The organism is Methylobacterium sp. A52T (assembly GCF_053346095.1).
The window spans coordinates 14,745-32,631 of record NZ_JBKFBI010000058.1 but is presented as its reverse complement, the minus strand read 5'-3'; the positions used below and the strand labels follow the sequence as shown (position 1 = coordinate 32,631).

The following is a 17,887-nucleotide window of genomic DNA, read 5'->3' as shown; positions in this document are numbered from 1 at the left end:
CCGGCGCTCGACCCCGGCAAGAACCTCGACCCGCATCGCCCTGATCCGATGACCTTAACGCCAGCATTAAGGTCAGACGTCGGGCACGAGGCCCCGTCTCACAAGGCGGCTCTCACCGGAGGCGTACCCAGATCGGCTTGCCGGTGGGTGTGGAGATCCCTCGGCGGGTCAACTCGCGAGCGCACGCATTGAGACTGAGCCCCTGGCTCTGCATGTCCCGGATGATCGGGGCGATGTCCTGGGCGCGACGATCCGCGATCCGGCTCCGCTGGGCCCGGCCAGCAGTGCGGCCCGCGTCCGTGTTGGAGAGGTTGGCCGGCGTCCCGAGCTCCTTCCCGCGGGCCTTCGCAGCGGCCAGGGCCTTGCGGGTGCGCTCACCGATCAAGCCCGCCTCCAGCTCCGCGACTGCAACGATCTGGGTCAGGAGGAAGCGACCGGTCGGTCCTTCGATCTGGGGCAGGTCGCAGAACCGCACCTCCACGCCGGCTTCCAAGAGGCGGTGCAGGAACGATGAGGACCGGGTGAGCCGAGACACGTTCGCCACTATGAGTGTGCTGCCGGTCAGGCGGCAGTGGGTCAGAGCACGGGCCAGCTCCGGACGATCGGCGCGCTTGCCGCTCTCCACCTCTACGAACTCGGCCACGATCTCCCAGGAGCCGCCGTTGAGGAAGTCGGAGACCGTCTTGCGCTGGGCTTCGAGGCCCAGGCCACTGATCCCCTGGCGATCGGTGCTGACCCGCAGGTAGCTGACGAACCGGCTCGTCTTCATCGCTGCTCCCGGAGGGGGCTGCCCAGCAAGTTGGGTTGAATGAGGGTTTGATAGAGTTTGAACCTGGGCGACGAGCGTATGAATAGCAACTCAGAAGTTGGTTCACCTATTGCGAAATTCCGGCAGTAGCCTCAAAGAATACGCCGCATCTAGTGTGCGTCGCCGAGCCTCTTGCCAGCCGCTTCTCCGGGATGACCAAATTGAAGCATTTGTTGTGCCGTACCCCTCTATGGTCAACTTTGAGGAGCGTAGGGCAGTCGCGCGCCGCGAAACTTACAACGATCGCGCCGTTCGTTGGGTGGCTGATCTTGTTGAATGCGCGGATAACTGATTTCTTGGCCCTAGCGCCTGAGCTTTTCGTCGGAGCTGGGGTTGCGGATCCAGGCCTCGTTGGCAAATTGTTCACACTGAACAGTTTGTATTACACTTATATTGGATTATCGATCGTAGGCGTTGCTTCGATAATATTCATCGCCATGTGCCCCGCATTGATAAAACAGGAGGCATCCGAGCGTTCATACATCTCCGAGCAGATGGAAATTTCGACTGATGCGCAAATTCACAACTTGGCGGGCATAGTTGCGGAGAGGTACGCCGCTATGGAGCATTTGCGTGATTATAAACTTAACCGTGGATCGTTCTTCCAGTTATGGGATGCTTTGATTTACGACATGCACATGAAAGGTGAAATCGAATTAGGATCCGGGACTGAGTTTGTTACTGCTATGGACACCCCAATAATTGATGCAATTACCAAAGAAATCGCCGTCAATAGGCGGGTGTCGAGAGCGCTTGTAGAAACTTTTAGGGCGTCGGCACTTTCAAGGAGGCCGGATATATATTCCATGTTCTACAAAAGTGAGGACATGAGTTTCGTCAAAGCAAGGATGCTGATCATCGTGCTCTATGCGTTGGGATTTGGTATTTTGGCTGTTCCGACCGTCAGGACATTTTCCAGGATAGTCGGGTTGTTAATGGCTTAGACAGCTGAAGGCGCCTGGAGCCTAATATCAGCGATTGAAAGGGTCTTCGTTCCACGCGAAGCTCTTCCAATTTCGAGAGGCGACCGTAGGTGCTTTCCGTCGAGTGAAGTGCGGCATGCGGATGAGGGCCGAACTTGCACCTGGGTGCAAAACCGGAATGCAGCCCGTCAACCGTTCTGCGGAACGTGGAGGTGCGAGAAATCCAGGCCCTCGTACCCCACCTTCTCAATCTCTCGAGCCAGTGTGCTTGCCCGCAGGCCTGATCCGTAGTCGTCTTCTGTCCGGCCGCTCCGCCATCCGCCTAGTGCACGTACCCGCTCTGCCGAGATATCAGCCTCGCGGAGCGCGTCTCGGTAACTGTGTCGGAAGCTGTGGAAGCTTGTCCGCGGCTGCGCTGCGCCGCACGACCGCATGAAGTTGGCAAACCACTTGGAAAAGTTGTCGCTAAGGTAGCCGGAGGCTTTGGCTGCCGTCAGTTCAGGAAAAAGACGCGTCTCGCCTCGATCGGCAGTCGCATCGCGGTACTGAAGCAAGCCGCAGCGCTTCAACTCCGGGTGGATGGGGACGAAGCGCTCGCCTGCTGCAGTCTTGACGCGCTTCACGCCGGCATCGTCGGCAGCCACGATGATTACATCGACCCCGTCGAGCTGAGAGACGTCACGCACCAGAAGCTGACAAATTTCGTTCATCCGCATTCCGGTGAACAGCGAGATCAGCGGCACCCAGAACCGACCGCGGCGGATGACCTGAGAGCCTACTCGTGCGTAGCCGGCCTCGTCGTTCAGGCACCCTGTGTATAGCGGCGCCTTGAAGATCTTAATGAGCTGCTCTGCGGAAAACGGATGCCGTCGATCTTTTGCCGCTACGCCATCGACCCCGACTGAGAGGCCGGCGGTGGGGTTGTCTGCCCGCACGCCCCGCGCGATGGCGAATGCCATCAGAGTGGAGAACGCAGATAGGTAGGAACTCGCTGTGAGCCGGGTCATAGGCGCGGCGCCCGCTTTGGCAGCTGCATCGGCAGCTTGTGGCGCTGTAAGGCCAGGAAATCGCTTCGTGGCGCTTGCGGGTAGCCTAACCAAAAGGTTCACCAGCTCGGCCGCATCGGCGCGCTTGATCTGGGAGACATCCCGGTCGGCCCCAAACACCTCCTCGAACAGGCGAGCTTGCGCGGCACCCTTCAGCTTCGATTTTGGTGACATGCCCTGCCAAGCAGGCTCGGCCCGATGTTGAGCAATCAACTCGCTCAGTGTGGTGCGCTTCCCTGCTCTCGACGGGTGCGGGACATCGGCTGGCGCACCCTCGAAAAAATTATCCCCAACGCGATCGGAGAAATCGCTCCTCGCCTCTCGTAGCTCTCGTCTCGCTTGCTCCAGCGCACCTCGACGTACCAAGTGTATGAGGTGCCGAAATTCGGGTGCGTTGAAATCGACCTCGATGCCGTGGCGCTCAAGGAGCCTTTTGGCGGTGCTAAGCGTGCTGGCTTGACCGTTGGTGTCCTCTGGGTCCGCGAAAGTCGCCTCTTCGATCTCCAGGTCCATCACCTCATCCTGCCGGGACCAAGCAGGGGCCGCGCTTCGTTTCCGTTCGATCCGAACGTTCTCACGTTCATAGAACCAAGCCAGTGCGATGTGCTCCGCCTCGGAGCGTGTCAACGCCCGAACCGGTGCGGGATCAAGCTTGCGTTTGGCTGCGGCAATTTGGGCGTCGATCGCGATAAGCTCAGTCAGCAGCAGCCTGCGAGCCTCAGCGTAGTCGCTGGTGCGTAGTGACTTTTTGAACTCGTGCTTGTCGATCAGTCCGGCCTTGCGCAGAGCCTCGGGCACTTTCACCCGGACGTACCAGACGCCGCTCCTGCGTAAGAGCCGGTTATCCCTTTTTGCCATGGGTTCGGGGAGCTTGGTGTACCACTGTGGTGGACCAAGGTAGCCCTAGAACTCATTGCCCGGCAATAAGTTCGTGCCTTTCCAACAGGCTAGGAAAGCCTGGTGGAGCTGAGGGGATTCGAACCCCTGACCTCCGCAGTGCGATTGCGGCGCTCTCCCATCTGAGCTACAGCCCCGTCGAGGCGCCGGCCTTGTAGGCGCGGGCGGCTCAGCCTGTCAATTCCCTGTTTCAACGTCGCCCGCCGCGCGCCGCTCCGGCGCTGGGGTGCGGGCGGCCCGAAGGATACGCGCGGACCCGCATGAACGCCCTGATCTGGCTCTTCGACACGGTCGTCCAGCTTTTCATCTACGTCCTCATCGCAAGCGCGGTTCTCAGCTGGCTCGTCGCGTTCAACGTGGTGAACGTGCGCAACCCGATCGTCGCGCAGATCGGCGAGGTGCTCTACCGGCTGACCGAGCCGGTGCTGCGGCCGATCCGCAACCTGCTGCCCAATCTCGGGGGCGTCGACATCTCGCCGATCATCCTCATCTTGCTGCTGCTGTTCATCAGCCGTCTGCTGCATGAATACGCCGTGCCCGCAGCTTACGTTTACACGCAGTAGGGTCGAACGCCCGTGAAGACGAATCCCGGCCGCTTCTTCGAGGATTTCCGCCTCGGCGAGACCATCCGCCACGCCACCCCGCGCACCGTGACGATGGGCGACGTGGCGCTGTACACGGGCCTCTACGGGCCGCGCTTCGCCGTGCAGTCGTCGGACGCCTTCGCCCGGGCCATCGGCTACCCGAAGAGCCCGCTCGACGACCTGCTCACCTTCCACATGGTGTTCGGCAAGACCGTCCCGGACGTATCCCTCAACGCGCTGGCCAATCTCGGCTACGCCGAGGGCGGGTTCCGGCGGCCGGTCTACCCGGGCGAGACGCTCTCCACCGTGTCGGAGGTGATCGGCCTCAAGGAGAGCTCGAACCGGCAGACCGGCGTGGTCTACGTCCGCTCGGTGGGCTCCGACGAGCGCGGCGAGACCGTGCTGAGCTATTGCCGCTGGGTGCTCGTGCGCAAGCGCGACCCCGAGGCGGCGATCGCCGAGGAGCACGTGCCGAGCCTCGCCAAGGTGGTCGACCCGCAGGACCTCGCGGGGGCGCTGCCGAAGCTCTCGGCCGCCGCCTACGACACCGACCTCGCCGGCAGCCCGCACCGCTTCGCGGATTACGCGGTGGGTGAGAAGATCGACCACGTCGACGGCATGACCGTCGAGGAGGCCGAGCACCAGATCGCCACGCGCCTGTTCCAGAACACCGCCAAGGTGCATTTCGACGGGCTCGCCGCCAAGGACACCCGCTTCGGCCGGCGCCTGATCTACGGCGGCCACGTGATCTCGCTGGCGCGGGCGCTGAGCTTCAACGGGCTCGGCAACGCCTTCGCCCTCGCGGGCATCAACGCCGGCCGCCACGTGGCGCCGCTGTTTTCCGGCGACACGGTCTATGCCTGGAGCGAGGTGCTGGCGACCGCCGATGTCGGCCGCGACGATGTCGGGCTCCTGCGCCTGCGCACGGTCGCCACCAAGAACCAGCCCTGCGGCGCCTTCCCGGACCGCGCCGGCGACGGCTACGACCCGGCGGTGATCCTCGACCTCGACTACTGGGCGTTCGTGCCGAAATAGGCGGCCGCGCGGCGAGGCCGGCGGGGGGCGCCTCAGCGGATCCCGCCGCCGACCACGCCCGCCTCGACCGCGAGCGAGAGGCGGTCCGTGACCGCCCACTCGACGCCCACGCCGGCCACCGGCCGCACCGCGATGTCCTGACGCGCGAACGGCAGCGACCCCGGGGTCGGCCCGACGCGCAAGGTCTGGTGCAGCGCCAGGGCGCCGGTCTTGGCGTAGACCAGCACGTCCGGTGCGACGAGGGTGCCGACCTTCACCTCCAGGGATCCGGCGAAGTCGTTGGAATAGGCGAGCCGCCCGTAGCCCGGCGTGAGGTTGCCGCCGAGGCCGGCGAGATAGTCGAACCCGCCGCTGATGCCGTAGAGGATCGGGCCCTCCTGCCACATCCGGCCGCCCTCGAACCCGATCGTCGGTCCCGAATAGCTGCCGAGATGCCGGGATGTGCTGACCGCGTAGCCGGTCGACAGGCGGGCGTAGGAGCCGGTCCAGCGGCCGTACGCGTCCTCGGGCATCTGCGGCCACGCGAAGGAGGGCAGCGGCGCGAAGCCGATGGACGGCCAGAACAGTGCCTGGGCGGCGGCAGGACCGGCCGGGAGCCAGCAGGCCCCGAGCACGAGGCCGGCGGCGAGGCGGCGGAACGGACGGGAATCGGCGCGTCTGCTCATGCCGCCATCCTACCCGAAGGCACCGGATCGGGACAGGCTCGGCCGTGGCCGCCCGCGGGATCGTGCGCGCCCCGCCCGCCACTGTCCGGGCGACGCGGCGGGGCGGTCGCCCGCCGCGGCACCGGGCGCTCAGATTTTTCCGTCGAGGCCCATCTGGTAGTACTTGTGGGTAATCTTGTCCTGGTTCTCGAGGAGCCAGTCGATCGAGGGCTCGTTGGTCATGGCCTTGCGGATGGCCTCGGTCATGCCCCTGCGCTGGATGTCGAACAGCGCCTTGTGGTCGACGTGCTGGGCCTCGATGACGCCCGGGCTGAGCCAGACCGAGCAGATGATGCCGAGGTCGTTGGCCTTGTGCTTGGGGATGTAGCCGGCGCGCACCGCGTCCAGCACGCCGTTGGCGATGGCGAACTGGACGGTGCCCATCAGGATCGAGGTGTACTTGCTCTCGGTGACGCTGACCTTGGACACGCACAGGGTGACCGGGCGGACCATGATGTCGGTGTTGAGCAGGGCGAAGACGCGGCTGTGGCCGACGACCTGATCGCCGGTCAGCGTGGCCAGGGCGGTGCCGACCGGCCCGTCGAGCTCGCCGATGATGACCTCGGGCTCGGAGGCGGTGTTGGGCGGACCGCCCGCGACCAGGGCCTCGCCGGCCCGCAGGATGATGCGCTCGTTCATGCTGTCCCTCGTGGCGGTCGGGCGATCCGGCTCTGCCCGACGGCGCGGCTCCTAACACCGGCCCGCCGCGCCTGTCGACGCGGGCGCGGCTCCCGCCCGGTGCTTCACGCGCCGTCGCGCGTGTCGTAGCGGAGCTGCGCCGCGTCGATGTGGTCGAGGTGCCGGAAGGCCCAGGCGCCCAGCGCCTGAACCGGCTCCGCCAGCGAGTGGCCGAGTTCCGTCAGCGCGTAGTCGACCCGCGGCGGGATCGAGGGCGTCACGGTCCGGGTCACCAGCCCGTCGCGCTCCAGGTTCCGCAAGGTCAGTGTCAGCATCCGCTGCGAGATGTTGCCGATGCCCCGTTTCAGCTCGTTGAAGCGCTGCGCGCGCGCGCGCAGGAGCATGATGACCAGCACGCTCCACTTGTCGCCGATGCGCGACAGGACGCGCGAGACCTTCTCGCATTCGGGCCTGTGCCCGGCACACGGCTCAGTCACATCCATGTAACCTCGGTATCAATCCTGTGCGTTCTTGCGCGGTCGAGGCGCGACCGTATCCTGATCCGGTCACAAATGGGAACCGGGTTACGCTATGAAACTCCTGCATCTCGACGCCAGCATCCTGGGCACCGGCTCGGTCTCGCGGGAGTTGTCCGCGCTGATCGTCCGGCGCCTCGCCGGGGATGCGCCGGCCGCCGTGACCTACCGGGATCTCGTCGCCGAGAATCCGCCGCACCTGACCGCCGCGACCCTGCCGGGCGCGCACCCGGTCTCGGCCATGGCCGGTCCCCTCGACGCGGCCGGACTGGCCGCCCGGGACGCCAGCGACCGGATGCTGGCGGAGTTCGTCGCCGCCGACACGGTCGTCATCGGCGTGCCGATGTACAATTTCACGATCCCGTCGCAGCTCAAGGCCTGGATCGACCGCCTGCTCGTGCCGGGCACGACCTTCCGCTACGGCGCCGCCGGGCCGGAGGGGCTGATGGGCGGCAAGCGCGTGATCCTGGCCCTCGCCCGCGGCGGCTTCTACGGGCCCGGCACGGCGTCCGTCTCTGCGGAGCACGCCGAGCACTACCTGCGCACGGTGTTCGGCTTCATGGGCATCGTGCCCGAGCTGGTGCTGGCCGAGGGGCTGGCGGCCGGCGAGCACAACAAGGCGCAGGCCCTGGCCTCGGCGCGCGACGCGGTCGGGCAGCTCGCCGCCTGAGGCCGAACGACCGGCCGCGGGACGGCCGGCGGGGGAGGGCGGCGGTGGAGGCCGCCACCCGCCCGGTCAGTCGCGCACGACGACCTTGGTGCCCACGCGGACCCGGTCGTAGAGGTCGACCACGTCCTTGTTGGTCATGCGGATGCAGCCGGACGAGACCGCCGCGCCCATCGTCTCGGGCTCGTTCGAGCCGTGGATGCGGTAGAGCGACGAGCCGAGATAGAGGGCGCGGGCGCCCAGCGGGTTGTCCTGACCGCCGGCCATGTAGCGCGGCAGGTCGGGGCGGCGGGCCAGCATCTGCTGCGGCGGGCGCCAGTCCGGCCACTCCTTCTTCATGGTGACGGTCTTGGTGCCGGACCACGAGAAGCCCTGCCGCCCGACGCCCACGCCGTACCGGACCGCCGCGCCGCCGCCGAGCACGTAGTAGAGCCGGCGCTGGCGGGTCGAGACCACGATGGTGCCGGGCTTCTCCTTGCCGGTCCACGCCACCGTCTCGCGCGGGATCGCCTGGCTGCGGAAGATGTTGAGGAAGTCCGCGATCGGACCCCTGTCCAGCGGGTTGGCGGCCGCCGCCGGGGCGCTCCCGAGCAGCAGGCCCGCGAGCCCGAGTAGCGCGATCCGTCTCGCCATGGTCTTCCGTCCTCCGTTCGTCGCGGCGCGGGGACTCGCGGATCTTCGCGGGTCTTCGCGGATCTCGGCGGGTCTTCGGAGATCTCGGCCGGGCCCGCGCGGAACCCCTGCGCGCATGGGGCGAGCCGGCCCGGACTTCACGGCAAGGTTGAGGCCGGCCCGCCGGTATGGCCACTTCCGGGCGCAGCTGTGTGCTGCGCGCAACACTGGGCGGGTGGCGCGACGCCGTGGGTGATTGCGCGCGGCGACAGCCGTGCTTATCTCAGACTCGTGATCCGATCCGCCGCTCTCCTGACCCGCCGCGCCGCGGGCCTGCCGGACCGCCTCGCCCGGGGCCTCGCCGCGCTGGCGCTGCTCGTGCTCGCGACGGCCGCGCTGGTGGCCGCGCCCGCCCGGGCCGAGGCCGCGCGCCCGGAGGGCCCGGCCTGCGCCATCGCGAGCCCGCGCCTGACGATCCTGTCCGGCACGCCGGACGCGCAGCCCGAGGCCAAGCGTTCCGAGGCCAAGCGTTCGGTCTTCGGCCGCACCGACCTCTGCGCCGCCGACAGCGAGATCCTCACCGAACTGGGGCTGCCGCGCCCGCCGGTCGACGCGCCGCGCCCCCGTCACACTGTCAACGCATCGTTCGACTACAGGTCCGACAGCGTACCGGCTTCCGCGCCGGACGGTTCGCCGCACCGGCCTCCACGCCGGGCCTGACGCGCGCGCCGGTCTCGCGGCCGGCATGATGGCGCGCCCGTCCTGATCTTCGTCCGACCGGCCTCGTGACCGGTCCCGGGATCTGACTCGACGATGCGCGGGCCCACGCTCCGCGCCAGCCTCAGCAGACGCATGCTTTCAGGAGCGTCGGTAATCGTGACCCGCACTTTGTCCGCCAGAATCCCGTCGTCGTTCCGCGCCTCGGCCCGCGCGACCGCCCTCCTGCCCGCGGCCCTGCTCCTGCTGGGTGTCGCCGCCTGCAACCCGAAGCAGGTCGCCGCGCCGACCCCGCCGGTGCCGGAGGTCGGGTTCGTCAAGGTGGAGCCCCAGGCGATCCCCTACCTGCGCGACCTGCCGGGCCGCGTCGCGCCGATGCGCATCGCCGAGGTCCGCTCCCGGGTCTCCGGGCTCGTGGTCAAGCGGCTCTTCGAGCAGGGCAGCCAGGTCAAGGAGGGCGACATCCTCTACAAGATCGACCCGGCGCCCTACGAGGTCGAGCTCGCCAGCGCCGAGGCGGCCCTCGCCCGCCAGGAGGCCGCCCTGGTGCTCGCCCGCCAGCAGGCCGACCGGCTCGAGCAGCTCCTCTCCCGCGCCACCGCGAGCCAGGCGCAGTACGACGCCGCCTTCGCGGCCAAGAAGCAGGCGGAGGCCGAGGTGGCCGGCGCCAAGGCGACCCGCGACCGCGCGCAGCTCAACCTCGGCTGGACCGACGTGCGCGCGCCGATCACCGGCCGCATCGGCCGGGCGCTGCTCACCGAGGGCACGCTGATCGAGCCGGGCTCCACGGGGGCGCTCGCCACGATCCAGCAGCTCGACCCGATCTACGTCGACATCACCCAGTCGGTCGGCGAGCTGAACCGCCTGCGCCGGGATCTCGCGAGCGGCGAGCTGGCGCGGCTCGAAGACAACACCGCCAACGTCCACCTGATCATGGATGACGGCTCCCTCTACCCGCTGGCGGGCCGGCTGCTGTTCTCGGACGTCACCGCCGACCCGAGCACCGGCCAGGTGACGCTTCGGGTGCAGTTCCCGAACCCGCACGACGAGCTGTTCCCCGGCATGTACGTGCGGGCGCGGATCAAGCAGGGCATCGATTCCGACGCGATCGCGGTGCCGCAGCAGGCGATCCAGCGCACCGACGACGGCCGCGCCGAGGTCTGGATCGTGCGCGCCGACGAGACCGTGATGCGCCAGCCCGTCGAGGTCGGGCCGGTGGTCGGGCAGAACTGGCTGATCCGCTCGGGCCTCAAGGCCGGCGAGCGCGTCATCATCGACGGCTTCCAGAAGATCACCGTCGGCGCCAAGGTGAAGCCCCTCGACCAGACCCCGGTCCACGGCGAGACCGGACCGAAGCACGACACCGACGAGGCGCCCGACGTGCCGGGCGACAAGGCGGAGGTCACCCCGCGGGCCGCCGCCGTCCAGCAGCGCCACTGAGTCCGGGAGAGCCCGATCATGGCACGCTTCTTCATCGACCGCCCGGTCTTCGCCTGGGTGGTGGCGCTGTTCATCTGCCTCGGCGGCGCGCTCGCCATCCCGAACCTGCCGGTGGCGCAGTACCCGGTGATCGCCCCGCCCTCCATCGCCCTGTCGACGGCCTATCCGGGCGCCTCCGTGGAGAGCCTCTACATCGGCACGACCCGGCTCATCGAGGATGAGCTGAACGGCGCCGCCAACATCATGAGCTTCGAGTCGACCACCGACTCGTTCGGCTCGGTCAACATCACCGCCACCTTCCAGCCCGGCACCGATCCGTCGCTCGCCTCGGTCGAGGTGCAGAACCGGCTGAAGCGCGTGGAGGCGCGCCTCCCGGCCGAGGTGCGCCAGCAGGGCATCCTCGTGGAGGAGGCCTCGGCCGCGACCCTCAACATCATCACCCTCGTGTCCACCGACGGGTCGATGGACGAGGTCGGCCTCGGCGACTTCCTGATCCGCAACGTCATCAACGAGATCCGGCGCATCCCCGGGGTCGGGCGCGCGACGCTCTACTCCACCGAGCGGTCGCTGCGCGTCTGGGTCGACCCCGACAAGCTGCGCGGCCTCTCGCTCAGCGCCTCGGACGTCACCGACGCGATCCGCAACCAGAACGTCCAGGTCGCCTCCGGCTCGGTCGGCGCGCAGCCGAGCCCGACCCGGCAGGCGCTCACCGTGCCGATCATCGTGAAGGGCCAGCTCGGCACGATCGAGGAGTTCGGCGCCATCGTGCTGCGGGCCAATCCCGACGGCTCGAACGTGCGCCTGCGCGACGTCGCCCGGATCGAGCTCGGCGGCGACGCCTACCAGTTCTCCACGCGCCTCAACGGCGGCCCCGCCGCCGGCATCTCGGTGACGCTCGCCCCCGACGGCAACGCGCTCGAGACCGCCAAGGCGATCCGCGCCAAGATGGTGGAGCTGTCCCAGTTCTTCCCGCCGGACCTGAAGTGGGACATCCCCTACGACATCACCCCGGCGGTGGAGGCCTCCATCGAGAAGGTGCTGCACACGCTCGTCGAGGCGGTGGTGCTGGTCTTCCTCGTGATGTTCCTGTTCCTGCAGAACATCCGCTACACCCTGATCCCCACCATCGTGGTGCCGATCGCCCTCATGGGCACGGTCACGGTGATGTGGATCTCGGGCTTCTCGGTGAACGTGCTCACCATGTTCGGCATGGTGCTGGCCATCGGCATCCTGGTCGACGACGCCATCGTGGTGGTGGAGAACGTCGAGCGGATCATGAACGAGGAGGGCCTGCCCCCCAAGGAGGCCACCAAGAAGGCCATGGGGCAGATCACCGGCGCGATCATCGGCATCACCCTGGTGCTGATCGCGGTGTTCATCCCGATGGCGTTCTTCCCCGGCTCGGTGGGCATCATCTACCGGCAGTTCTCGATCGCGATGGTGACCTCCATCGCGTTCTCGGCGCTGCTCGCCCTGTCGCTGACGCCGGCGCTCTGCGCGACCTTCCTGAAGCCGATCGAGAAGGGGCACGGCCACGCCAAGGGCGGCGTGTTCGGGATGTTCAACCGCTTCGTCGATCGCGAGACCGCCCGCTACGGCCGCGGCACCGCGGCGTTCATCCGGAAGTCCGGCCGGGTGATGCTGGTCTACGTCGCGCTCGTCGCGGGCACGGCCTACGCCTTCGTCAACCTGCCGGAGGGCTTCCTGCCGGTGGAGGACCAGGGCTTCTTCACGGTCGACATCCAGACGCCCCCGGGCGCCTCCTACAACCGCACCCAGGAGGCGGTCCGCAAGGTCGAGGAGCACCTGCTGGCGCAGCCCGGCGTCGCCACCGTGACGATGCTGAACGGCTTCTCGTTCTCGGGGCAGGCCCCGAGCACCAGCCAGGCCTTCGTCACCCTGAAGCCCTGGTCGGAGCGCGACGCCAAGAACTCGGCCGCCGCGCTCGTGGCCGGCACCAACGCGGCGCTCGCCACGTACCGCGACGCCACCGTGGACGCGCAGGAGCCGCCCCCGGTCGACAACCTCGGCAACGCGGCGGGCTTCTCGTTCCGCCTGCAGGACCGGGCCAACCGCGGCTACGCGGCCCTGCTGTCGGCCCAGGAGCAGCTCCTGAAGCTCGCGCAGCAGAGCCCGATCCTCCAGAAGGTGAAGATCGAGGGCCTGCCGCCGACCCCGCAGGCGGAGCTGGTGATCGACCGCGAGAAGGCGGCCGCGCTCGGCGTGAAGTTCGAGGACATCAACAACACGATCCAGCTCAACCTCGGCTCGGTCTACCCGAACGACTTCCCCAACCGGGGCAAGATGCAGCGGGTCTACGTGCAGGCCGAGCAGCTCCAGCGCATGAACGCCTCGGACATCCTCAACTACGCGGTGAAGAACGCCACCAACACGATGGTGCCGATGTCGTCCTTCGCGGAGCTGAAATGGAGCATGGGGCCGAGCCAGATCGTCGGCTTCAACGGCTACCAGTCGGTGCGCTTCACCGGCGAGCCGAACCCCGGCTACACGTCGGGCGACGCCATCGCCGAGATGGAGCGGCTGATGCTGCAACTGCCGAAGGGCTTCGGCTACGCCTGGACGGGTCAGTCCTACCAGGAGAAGCAGGCGGGCAGCCAGGCGAGCCTGCTGCTGGCCCTGTCGGTGCTGATCGTGTTCCTGTGCCTCGCCGCGCTCTACGAGAGCTGGGCGATCCCGGTCTCGGTGATGCTGGTGATCCCGCTCGGCGTCATCGGCGCGGTGGCGGCCGTGTACCTGCGCGGCATGCCCAACGACGTGTACTTCAAGATCGGGCTGATCACGATCATCGGCCTCTCGGCCAAGAACGCGATCCTGATCGTGGAGTTCGCCAAGGACCTCTGGAAGCCCGGCACCTCCGTGGTGCGGGCCGCGGTCGAGGCGGCGACGCTCCGGTTCCGGCCGATCGTCATGACCTCGCTCGCCTTCATCTTCGGCGTGGTGCCGCTGGCCATCGCCACCGGCGCCGCCTCGAAGAGCCAGCAGGCGATCGGCACCGGCGTGATGGGCGGCATGATCACCGCGACCGTGCTGGCGGTGTTCTTCGTGCCGGTCTTCTTCGTCGTCGTCATGCGCCTGTTCCGGCGCAAGGCGGTGGCGGAGGGCGAGGCGGCCGAGGCGCAGGCGCGGCACGAGCCCGCGCGGGTGGCGGCCGAGTAGGCCGGCGCCGGCCGCGCGCTCCGTCATCGCGAGAGGGGCGACGTGACCCGGGGCAGCGCGGCGTCGCGCGGCGTCGCCCTGGATGGCTTCGCTGCGCTCGCCAAGACGGGGCGCGTCGAAGCCGCGATTCTGTAACGGGGATGAAGCGGGGAAAACGCGCTTCGGAACGCGCTTCGGAAGACACGAGATGCCGCGCCCCCGCGACAGGCTCGGCCCTCGTCTTGTATACAGATGGTCCGATGCTTGCTGACGCCGCGGTGGACGCCGCCGGGGCAGCCGGCCGGTGGCGCATTCACGGTCTCGGAGATCCGCTTGTCCCGCTCAGCCCTGAAGACCCTCGCCCGCGGCGTGGCCGCGAGCACGGTCGCGACGTTCGCGTTCGCCGCGCTGCCCGCGCAGGCCGCCAACGTCTTCCGTTTCGCCTTCCAGGGTGACCTGAAATCCCTCGACCCGTACTCCCTCAAGGAGAGCTTCACGGAAGGGATGCAGCAGGCGGCCTACGAGTCCCTCGTCACCCTCGACAAGAACCTGAAATTCGCCCCCGGCCTCGCGGAATCCTGGGAGACGCCCGAGCCGACCCGCTGGCGCTTCCACCTGCGCAAGAACGTGAAGTTCCACGACGGCACGCCGTTCACCGCCGACGACGTGATCTTCTCCGCCCAGCGCGTCCGCGCCCCGGGCTCGAACTTCACCACCAACGTCCCCGCCGACGCCGAGTTCGTGAAGGTCGACGACTTCACCGTCGACATGGTGCTGAAGAAGCCGAACCCGATCGCCATCGCCCAGTTCCCGACCTGGGTGATCATGTCGAAGGCGTGGTCCGAGAAGAACGGCGTCGTGCAGCCGACGCCCCCCAGCGCCACCAGCCCGAGCTACGCCACGCTGCACGAGAACGGCACCGGCCCGTTCGTGATCACCGAGCACCAGCCCGGCGTGAAGACCGTCTTCAAGAAGTTTCCCGGCTACTGGGGCAAGGTCGAGTCGAACCTCGACGAGGCGGTGCTGACCACCATCGCCAACCCGGCGACCCGCGTCGCCGCGCTCCTCTCCGGCGAGGTCGACTGGATCGACCCGGTGCCGCTGCAGGACCAGCAGCGGGTCAACGCCAGCGGCACCGCCACCGTGATGGCCGGCCCCGAGCTGCGCACGATCTTCCTCGGCATGGACCAGGACCGGGACGAGCTGAAGGATTCGAGCGTCAAGGGCAAGAACCCGTTCAAGGACATCAAGGTGCGCGAGGCCTTCTACCTCGCCATCGACGAGGACACGATCGCCAAGCGCGTCATGCGCGGGCAGGCGGTGCCCTCCGCGCTGATGATCGCCCCGGCCCTCTACGACCGCGGCGCCGAGTTCAAGCGCCCCGCCACCGACCTCAAGAAGGCCAAGGAGCTGATGGCCCAGGCCGGCTACCCGGACGGCTTCTCGCTGACCATGGATTGCCCGAACGACCGCTACGTCAACGACGAGGCGATCTGCCAGGCGGTGGTCTCGATGCTGGCGCGCATCAACGTCAAGGTGAACCTGAACGCCCAGCCGAAGGCCAAGTACTTCGCCAAGGTGCTGGCGCCGGCCTACGACACCTCGTTCTACCTGCTGGGCTGGACCCCGTCCTCGCTGGACAGCCACAACATCCTCTACGAGATCGTCGGCTGCCGGAAGCCCGGCGACAAGTCGGGCCGCGGCGGCTGGAACCTCGCCGGTTACTGCGACCCGAAGATCGACGCGATCGCCGACAAGGTCGAATCCGAGACCGACAAGACCAAGCGCGACGCCCTGATCAAGGAGGGCTTCGACGTCCTCAACGCCGACTGGGGCTACATCCCGCTGCACCAGCAGGCGCTGGCCTGGGGCGTCTCCAAGAAGGTCCACCTGACGCAGCGCGCCGACAACCTGCTGCTGCTCTACTGGGTGTCGAAGGACCCGCAGTAGGGGCCGGGGCGTGCTCGCCTTCCTGCTGCGCCGGGTGATCCAGGCGGCCGCGGTCCTCGCGGTCGTCGGGCTCATCGCCTTCGCGATGTTCCGGTTCGCGGGCGACCCCGTGAACCAGATCGTCGGGCCCGACACCACCGTGGCCGAGCGGGCCCAGATCCGGACGGATCTCGGCCTCGACGACCCGGTCCTGGTCCAGTTCGTCCGCTACGCCGGCAACGTGGTGCGGGGCCAGTTCGGCATCTCGTACCAGTTCCGGCAGCCGGTCTCGCAGCTCTTGGCCGAGCGCATGCCGGCGACGCTGGAGCTCGCCTTCTGCGCCACGATCTTCGCCCTGGTGGTGGGGATTCTGATGGGCGTGTACTGCGCGCTGCGCCGCGAGTCCTGGCTCGCCGGGCTGTTCCAGGCGGTCTCGCTGATCGGGATCAGCCTGCCGACCTTCCTGATCGGCATCCTGCTGATCTACCTGTTCTCGGTGACGCTCGGCTGGCTGCCCTCCTACGGGCGCGGCGACACGGTGCGGCTCGGCTGGTGGACCACCGGATTCCTGACCGCCTCCGGGCTCAAGGCGCTGATCCTGCCCTCGGTGACGCTCGGCCTGTTCCAGATGACGCTGATCATGCGGCTGGTCCGCGCCGAGATGCTGGAGGTGCTGCGCACCGACTACGTCCGCTTCGCCCGGGCGCGGGGGCTCACCACCCGCGCCGTCCACCTGCGCCACGCGCTGAAGAACACGCTGGTGCCGGTGATCACCATCGCGGGGCTGCAGCTCGGCTCGGTCATCGCCTTCTCGATCATCACCGAGACGGTGTTCCAGTGGCCCGGCATGGGCCTGCTCTTCGTCCAGGCCGTGCAGAACGTCGATATCCCGATCATGTCCGCGTACCTGCTGCTCGTCGCCCTGATCTTCGTGACCATCAATCTCGTGGTCGACATCCTCTACACGGTGGTGGACCCGCGCCTGCGGCTGCCCGCCGGACGGACGGCGTGAGGTCGGACATGACTTGCACCGCCTGGCCGCCCCGTCATCGCGAACGCAGCGAAGCGACCCAGGGCAGCGCGCGTCCGGTCGGCGTGGCGCGCCTGGATTGCTTCGCTCCGCTCGCAAAGACGACAGGTGCCTCCCTGAGCTTCCCAACCGGACATGGCGTGAAGGGCGGCCGATGAGCGGATACGACCTCGACGCGGGCGATGCCCCGCCGGTCCCGCTGCCGGAGGCGAAGCCCTCGCGGCTCGCGCGCTGGCGCGATTCCGACCTGCTGGCGAACTTCCTGCGCTCGAAGACGGCCGTGGCGGCGCTGATCGCCACCGTGCTGATGGTCGGCCTCGCCTTCGCGTCCCCGTGGATCGCCCCGCAGAACCCCTACGACCCGGCCCAGCTCGACCTGATCAACTCCAACCTGCCGCCGATCTGGCAGGCGGACGGTCAGGCGCCGTTCTATCTCGGCACCGACGACCAGGGCCGGGACGTGCTCTCGGCGGTGCTGTACGGCCTGCGCCTGTCGCTGATCGTCGGCGTGCTCGGGGTGCTGACCTCCGGCATCCTCGGCATCGCGCTGGGCCTGATCGCCGGCTACGCGGGCGGCTTCCTCGACACGCTGATCATGCGGGTCGCCGACGTGCAGCTCACCTTCCCGGCGATCCTGATCGCCCTGGTGGTGGACGGCGTCGCCAAGGCGAGCTTCGGCAGCGCCCTCGACGTCGGGCCCTTGATCGGGCTGATCGTGGTCTCGATCGGCCTGTCCTTCTGGGTGCAGTACGCCCGGACCGTGCGCTCCTCCGTGATGGTCGAGAAGGGCAAGGACTACGTCCAGGCGGCGCGGCTGATCGGCCTGTCGCCGCCGGTGATCATGGTCCGCCACGTCCTGCCGAACGTCACCGGCCCGGTCTTCGTGATCGCGACGATCAACCTCGCGCTGGCGATCATCACCGAGGCGACGCTGTCGTTCCTCGGCACCGGCCTGCCCGAGACCATGCCGTCGCTCGGCACGCTGATCCGCACCGGCAACCGGTTCCTGTTCTCCGGCGAGTGGTGGATCGTCGCCTTCCCGGGGCTGGCGCTCGCCGGGCTCGTCATCGCCATCAACCTCCTGGGGGATTGGCTGCGCGACGCGCTCAATCCGAAGCTGCAATGATCGGGCATCGTCATCGCGAGCGCAGCGAAGCGACCCAGGGCAGCGCGACCTTGGTGACC

At 67.9% G+C, this 17,887-nt stretch carries 16 protein-coding genes and 1 tRNA gene; 10 read left to right on the top strand and 7 right to left on the bottom strand.

Annotation, left to right across the window (positions count from 1 at the left end; genetic code table 11):
• Nucleotides 1-112: 112 nt before the first annotated feature.
• Nucleotides 113-769, bottom strand: a complete 657-nt coding sequence (locus tag ACLBYE_RS15665; RefSeq protein ID WP_447694863.1) for a recombinase family protein — start codon at nt 767-769, stop codon at nt 113-115.
• Between the two features lie 335 nt (nt 770-1,104).
• On the opposite strand from ACLBYE_RS15665, the gene ACLBYE_RS15660 reads away from it, so the two are divergent.
• Nucleotides 1,105-1,752, top strand: coding sequence for a hypothetical protein (locus ACLBYE_RS15660; RefSeq protein WP_447694862.1), 648 nt, complete (start codon nt 1,105-1,107; stop codon nt 1,750-1,752).
• 167 nt (nt 1,753-1,919) lie between these two features.
• On the opposite strand, the gene ACLBYE_RS15655 is transcribed toward ACLBYE_RS15660, so the two are convergent.
• Together ACLBYE_RS15655 and ACLBYE_RS15650 are read right to left on the bottom strand one after the other, a co-directional pair.
• A complete protein-coding gene (locus tag ACLBYE_RS15655; RefSeq protein WP_447694861.1) occupies nt 1,920-3,635 on the bottom strand; it encodes a DUF6538 domain-containing protein in 1,716 nt (571 codons plus the stop codon).
• 100 nt (nt 3,636-3,735) lie between these two features.
• Nucleotides 3,736-3,811: transfer RNA gene (locus ACLBYE_RS15650), tRNA-Ala, on the bottom strand.
• Nucleotides 3,812-3,934: 123 nt separating this feature from the next.
• Here ACLBYE_RS15650 and ACLBYE_RS15645 point away from each other — a divergent pair.
• Both ACLBYE_RS15645 and ACLBYE_RS15640 read left to right on the top strand, forming a co-directional pair.
• Nucleotides 3,935-4,237, top strand: a complete 303-nt coding sequence (locus ACLBYE_RS15645; RefSeq protein WP_020091350.1) for a YggT family protein — start codon at nt 3,935-3,937, stop codon at nt 4,235-4,237.
• 12 nt (nt 4,238-4,249) lie between these two features.
• Nucleotides 4,250-5,293, top strand: coding sequence for a MaoC family dehydratase (locus ACLBYE_RS15640; RefSeq protein WP_447694860.1), 1,044 nt, complete (start codon nt 4,250-4,252; stop codon nt 5,291-5,293).
• Nucleotides 5,294-5,325: 32 nt separating this feature from the next.
• On the opposite strand, the gene ACLBYE_RS15635 is transcribed toward ACLBYE_RS15640, so the two are convergent.
• The 3 genes from ACLBYE_RS15635 to ACLBYE_RS15625 form a co-directional block, all read right to left on the bottom strand.
• A complete protein-coding gene (locus ACLBYE_RS15635; RefSeq protein WP_020091348.1) occupies nt 5,326-5,958 on the bottom strand; it encodes an outer membrane protein in 633 nt (210 codons plus the stop codon).
• Nucleotides 5,959-6,087: 129 nt separating this feature from the next.
• A complete protein-coding gene (locus tag ACLBYE_RS15630; RefSeq protein ID WP_012321386.1) occupies nt 6,088-6,636 on the bottom strand; it encodes a formaldehyde-activating enzyme in 549 nt (182 codons plus the stop codon).
• Between the two features lie 104 nt (nt 6,637-6,740).
• Complete coding sequence (locus tag ACLBYE_RS15625) at nt 6,741-7,118, bottom strand: winged helix-turn-helix transcriptional regulator (protein WP_447694859.1); 378 nt, start codon at nt 7,116-7,118, stop codon at nt 6,741-6,743.
• Between the two features lie 88 nt (nt 7,119-7,206).
• On the opposite strand from ACLBYE_RS15625, the gene ACLBYE_RS15620 reads away from it, so the two are divergent.
• Nucleotides 7,207-7,821 (top strand): FMN-dependent NADH-azoreductase, encoded by a 615-nt coding sequence (locus ACLBYE_RS15620; protein ID WP_447694858.1) that lies wholly within the window; start codon nt 7,207-7,209, stop codon nt 7,819-7,821.
• A gap of 66 nt (nt 7,822-7,887) precedes the next feature.
• On the opposite strand, the gene ACLBYE_RS15615 is transcribed toward ACLBYE_RS15620, so the two are convergent.
• On the bottom strand, nt 7,888-8,451 hold the full coding sequence (locus tag ACLBYE_RS15615; protein WP_447685333.1) for a L,D-transpeptidase: 564 nt from the start codon (nt 8,449-8,451) through the stop codon (nt 7,888-7,890).
• Nucleotides 8,452-8,721: 270 nt separating this feature from the next.
• Here ACLBYE_RS15615 and ACLBYE_RS15610 point away from each other — a divergent pair, with 270 nt between their 5' ends.
• From ACLBYE_RS15610 to ACLBYE_RS15585, 6 genes are all read left to right on the top strand, one after another.
• The gene (locus ACLBYE_RS15610; RefSeq protein ID WP_020091346.1) at nt 8,722-9,150 is read left to right on the top strand and encodes a hypothetical protein; all 429 of its coding nucleotides are present in this window, start codon (nt 8,722-8,724) and stop codon (nt 9,148-9,150) included.
• A 156-nt stretch (nt 9,151-9,306) separates the two neighbouring features.
• Nucleotides 9,307-10,587, top strand: coding sequence for an efflux RND transporter periplasmic adaptor subunit (locus ACLBYE_RS15605; RefSeq protein ID WP_103985950.1), 1,281 nt, complete (start codon nt 9,307-9,309; stop codon nt 10,585-10,587).
• Nucleotides 10,588-10,605: 18 nt separating this feature from the next.
• The gene (locus tag ACLBYE_RS15600; protein WP_447694857.1) at nt 10,606-13,764 is read left to right on the top strand and encodes a multidrug efflux RND transporter permease subunit; all 3,159 of its coding nucleotides are present in this window, start codon (nt 10,606-10,608) and stop codon (nt 13,762-13,764) included.
• 312 nt (nt 13,765-14,076) lie between these two features.
• Complete coding sequence (locus ACLBYE_RS15595; protein WP_447694856.1) at nt 14,077-15,693, top strand: ABC transporter substrate-binding protein; 1,617 nt, start codon at nt 14,077-14,079, stop codon at nt 15,691-15,693.
• A 10-nt stretch (nt 15,694-15,703) separates the two neighbouring features.
• A complete protein-coding gene (locus ACLBYE_RS15590; RefSeq protein ID WP_020091342.1) occupies nt 15,704-16,684 on the top strand; it encodes an ABC transporter permease in 981 nt (326 codons plus the stop codon).
• Between the two features lie 172 nt (nt 16,685-16,856).
• On the top strand, nt 16,857-17,828 hold the full coding sequence (locus ACLBYE_RS15585) for an ABC transporter permease (RefSeq protein WP_447694855.1): 972 nt from the start codon (nt 16,857-16,859) through the stop codon (nt 17,826-17,828).
• Nucleotides 17,829-17,887 lie beyond the last annotated feature (59 nt).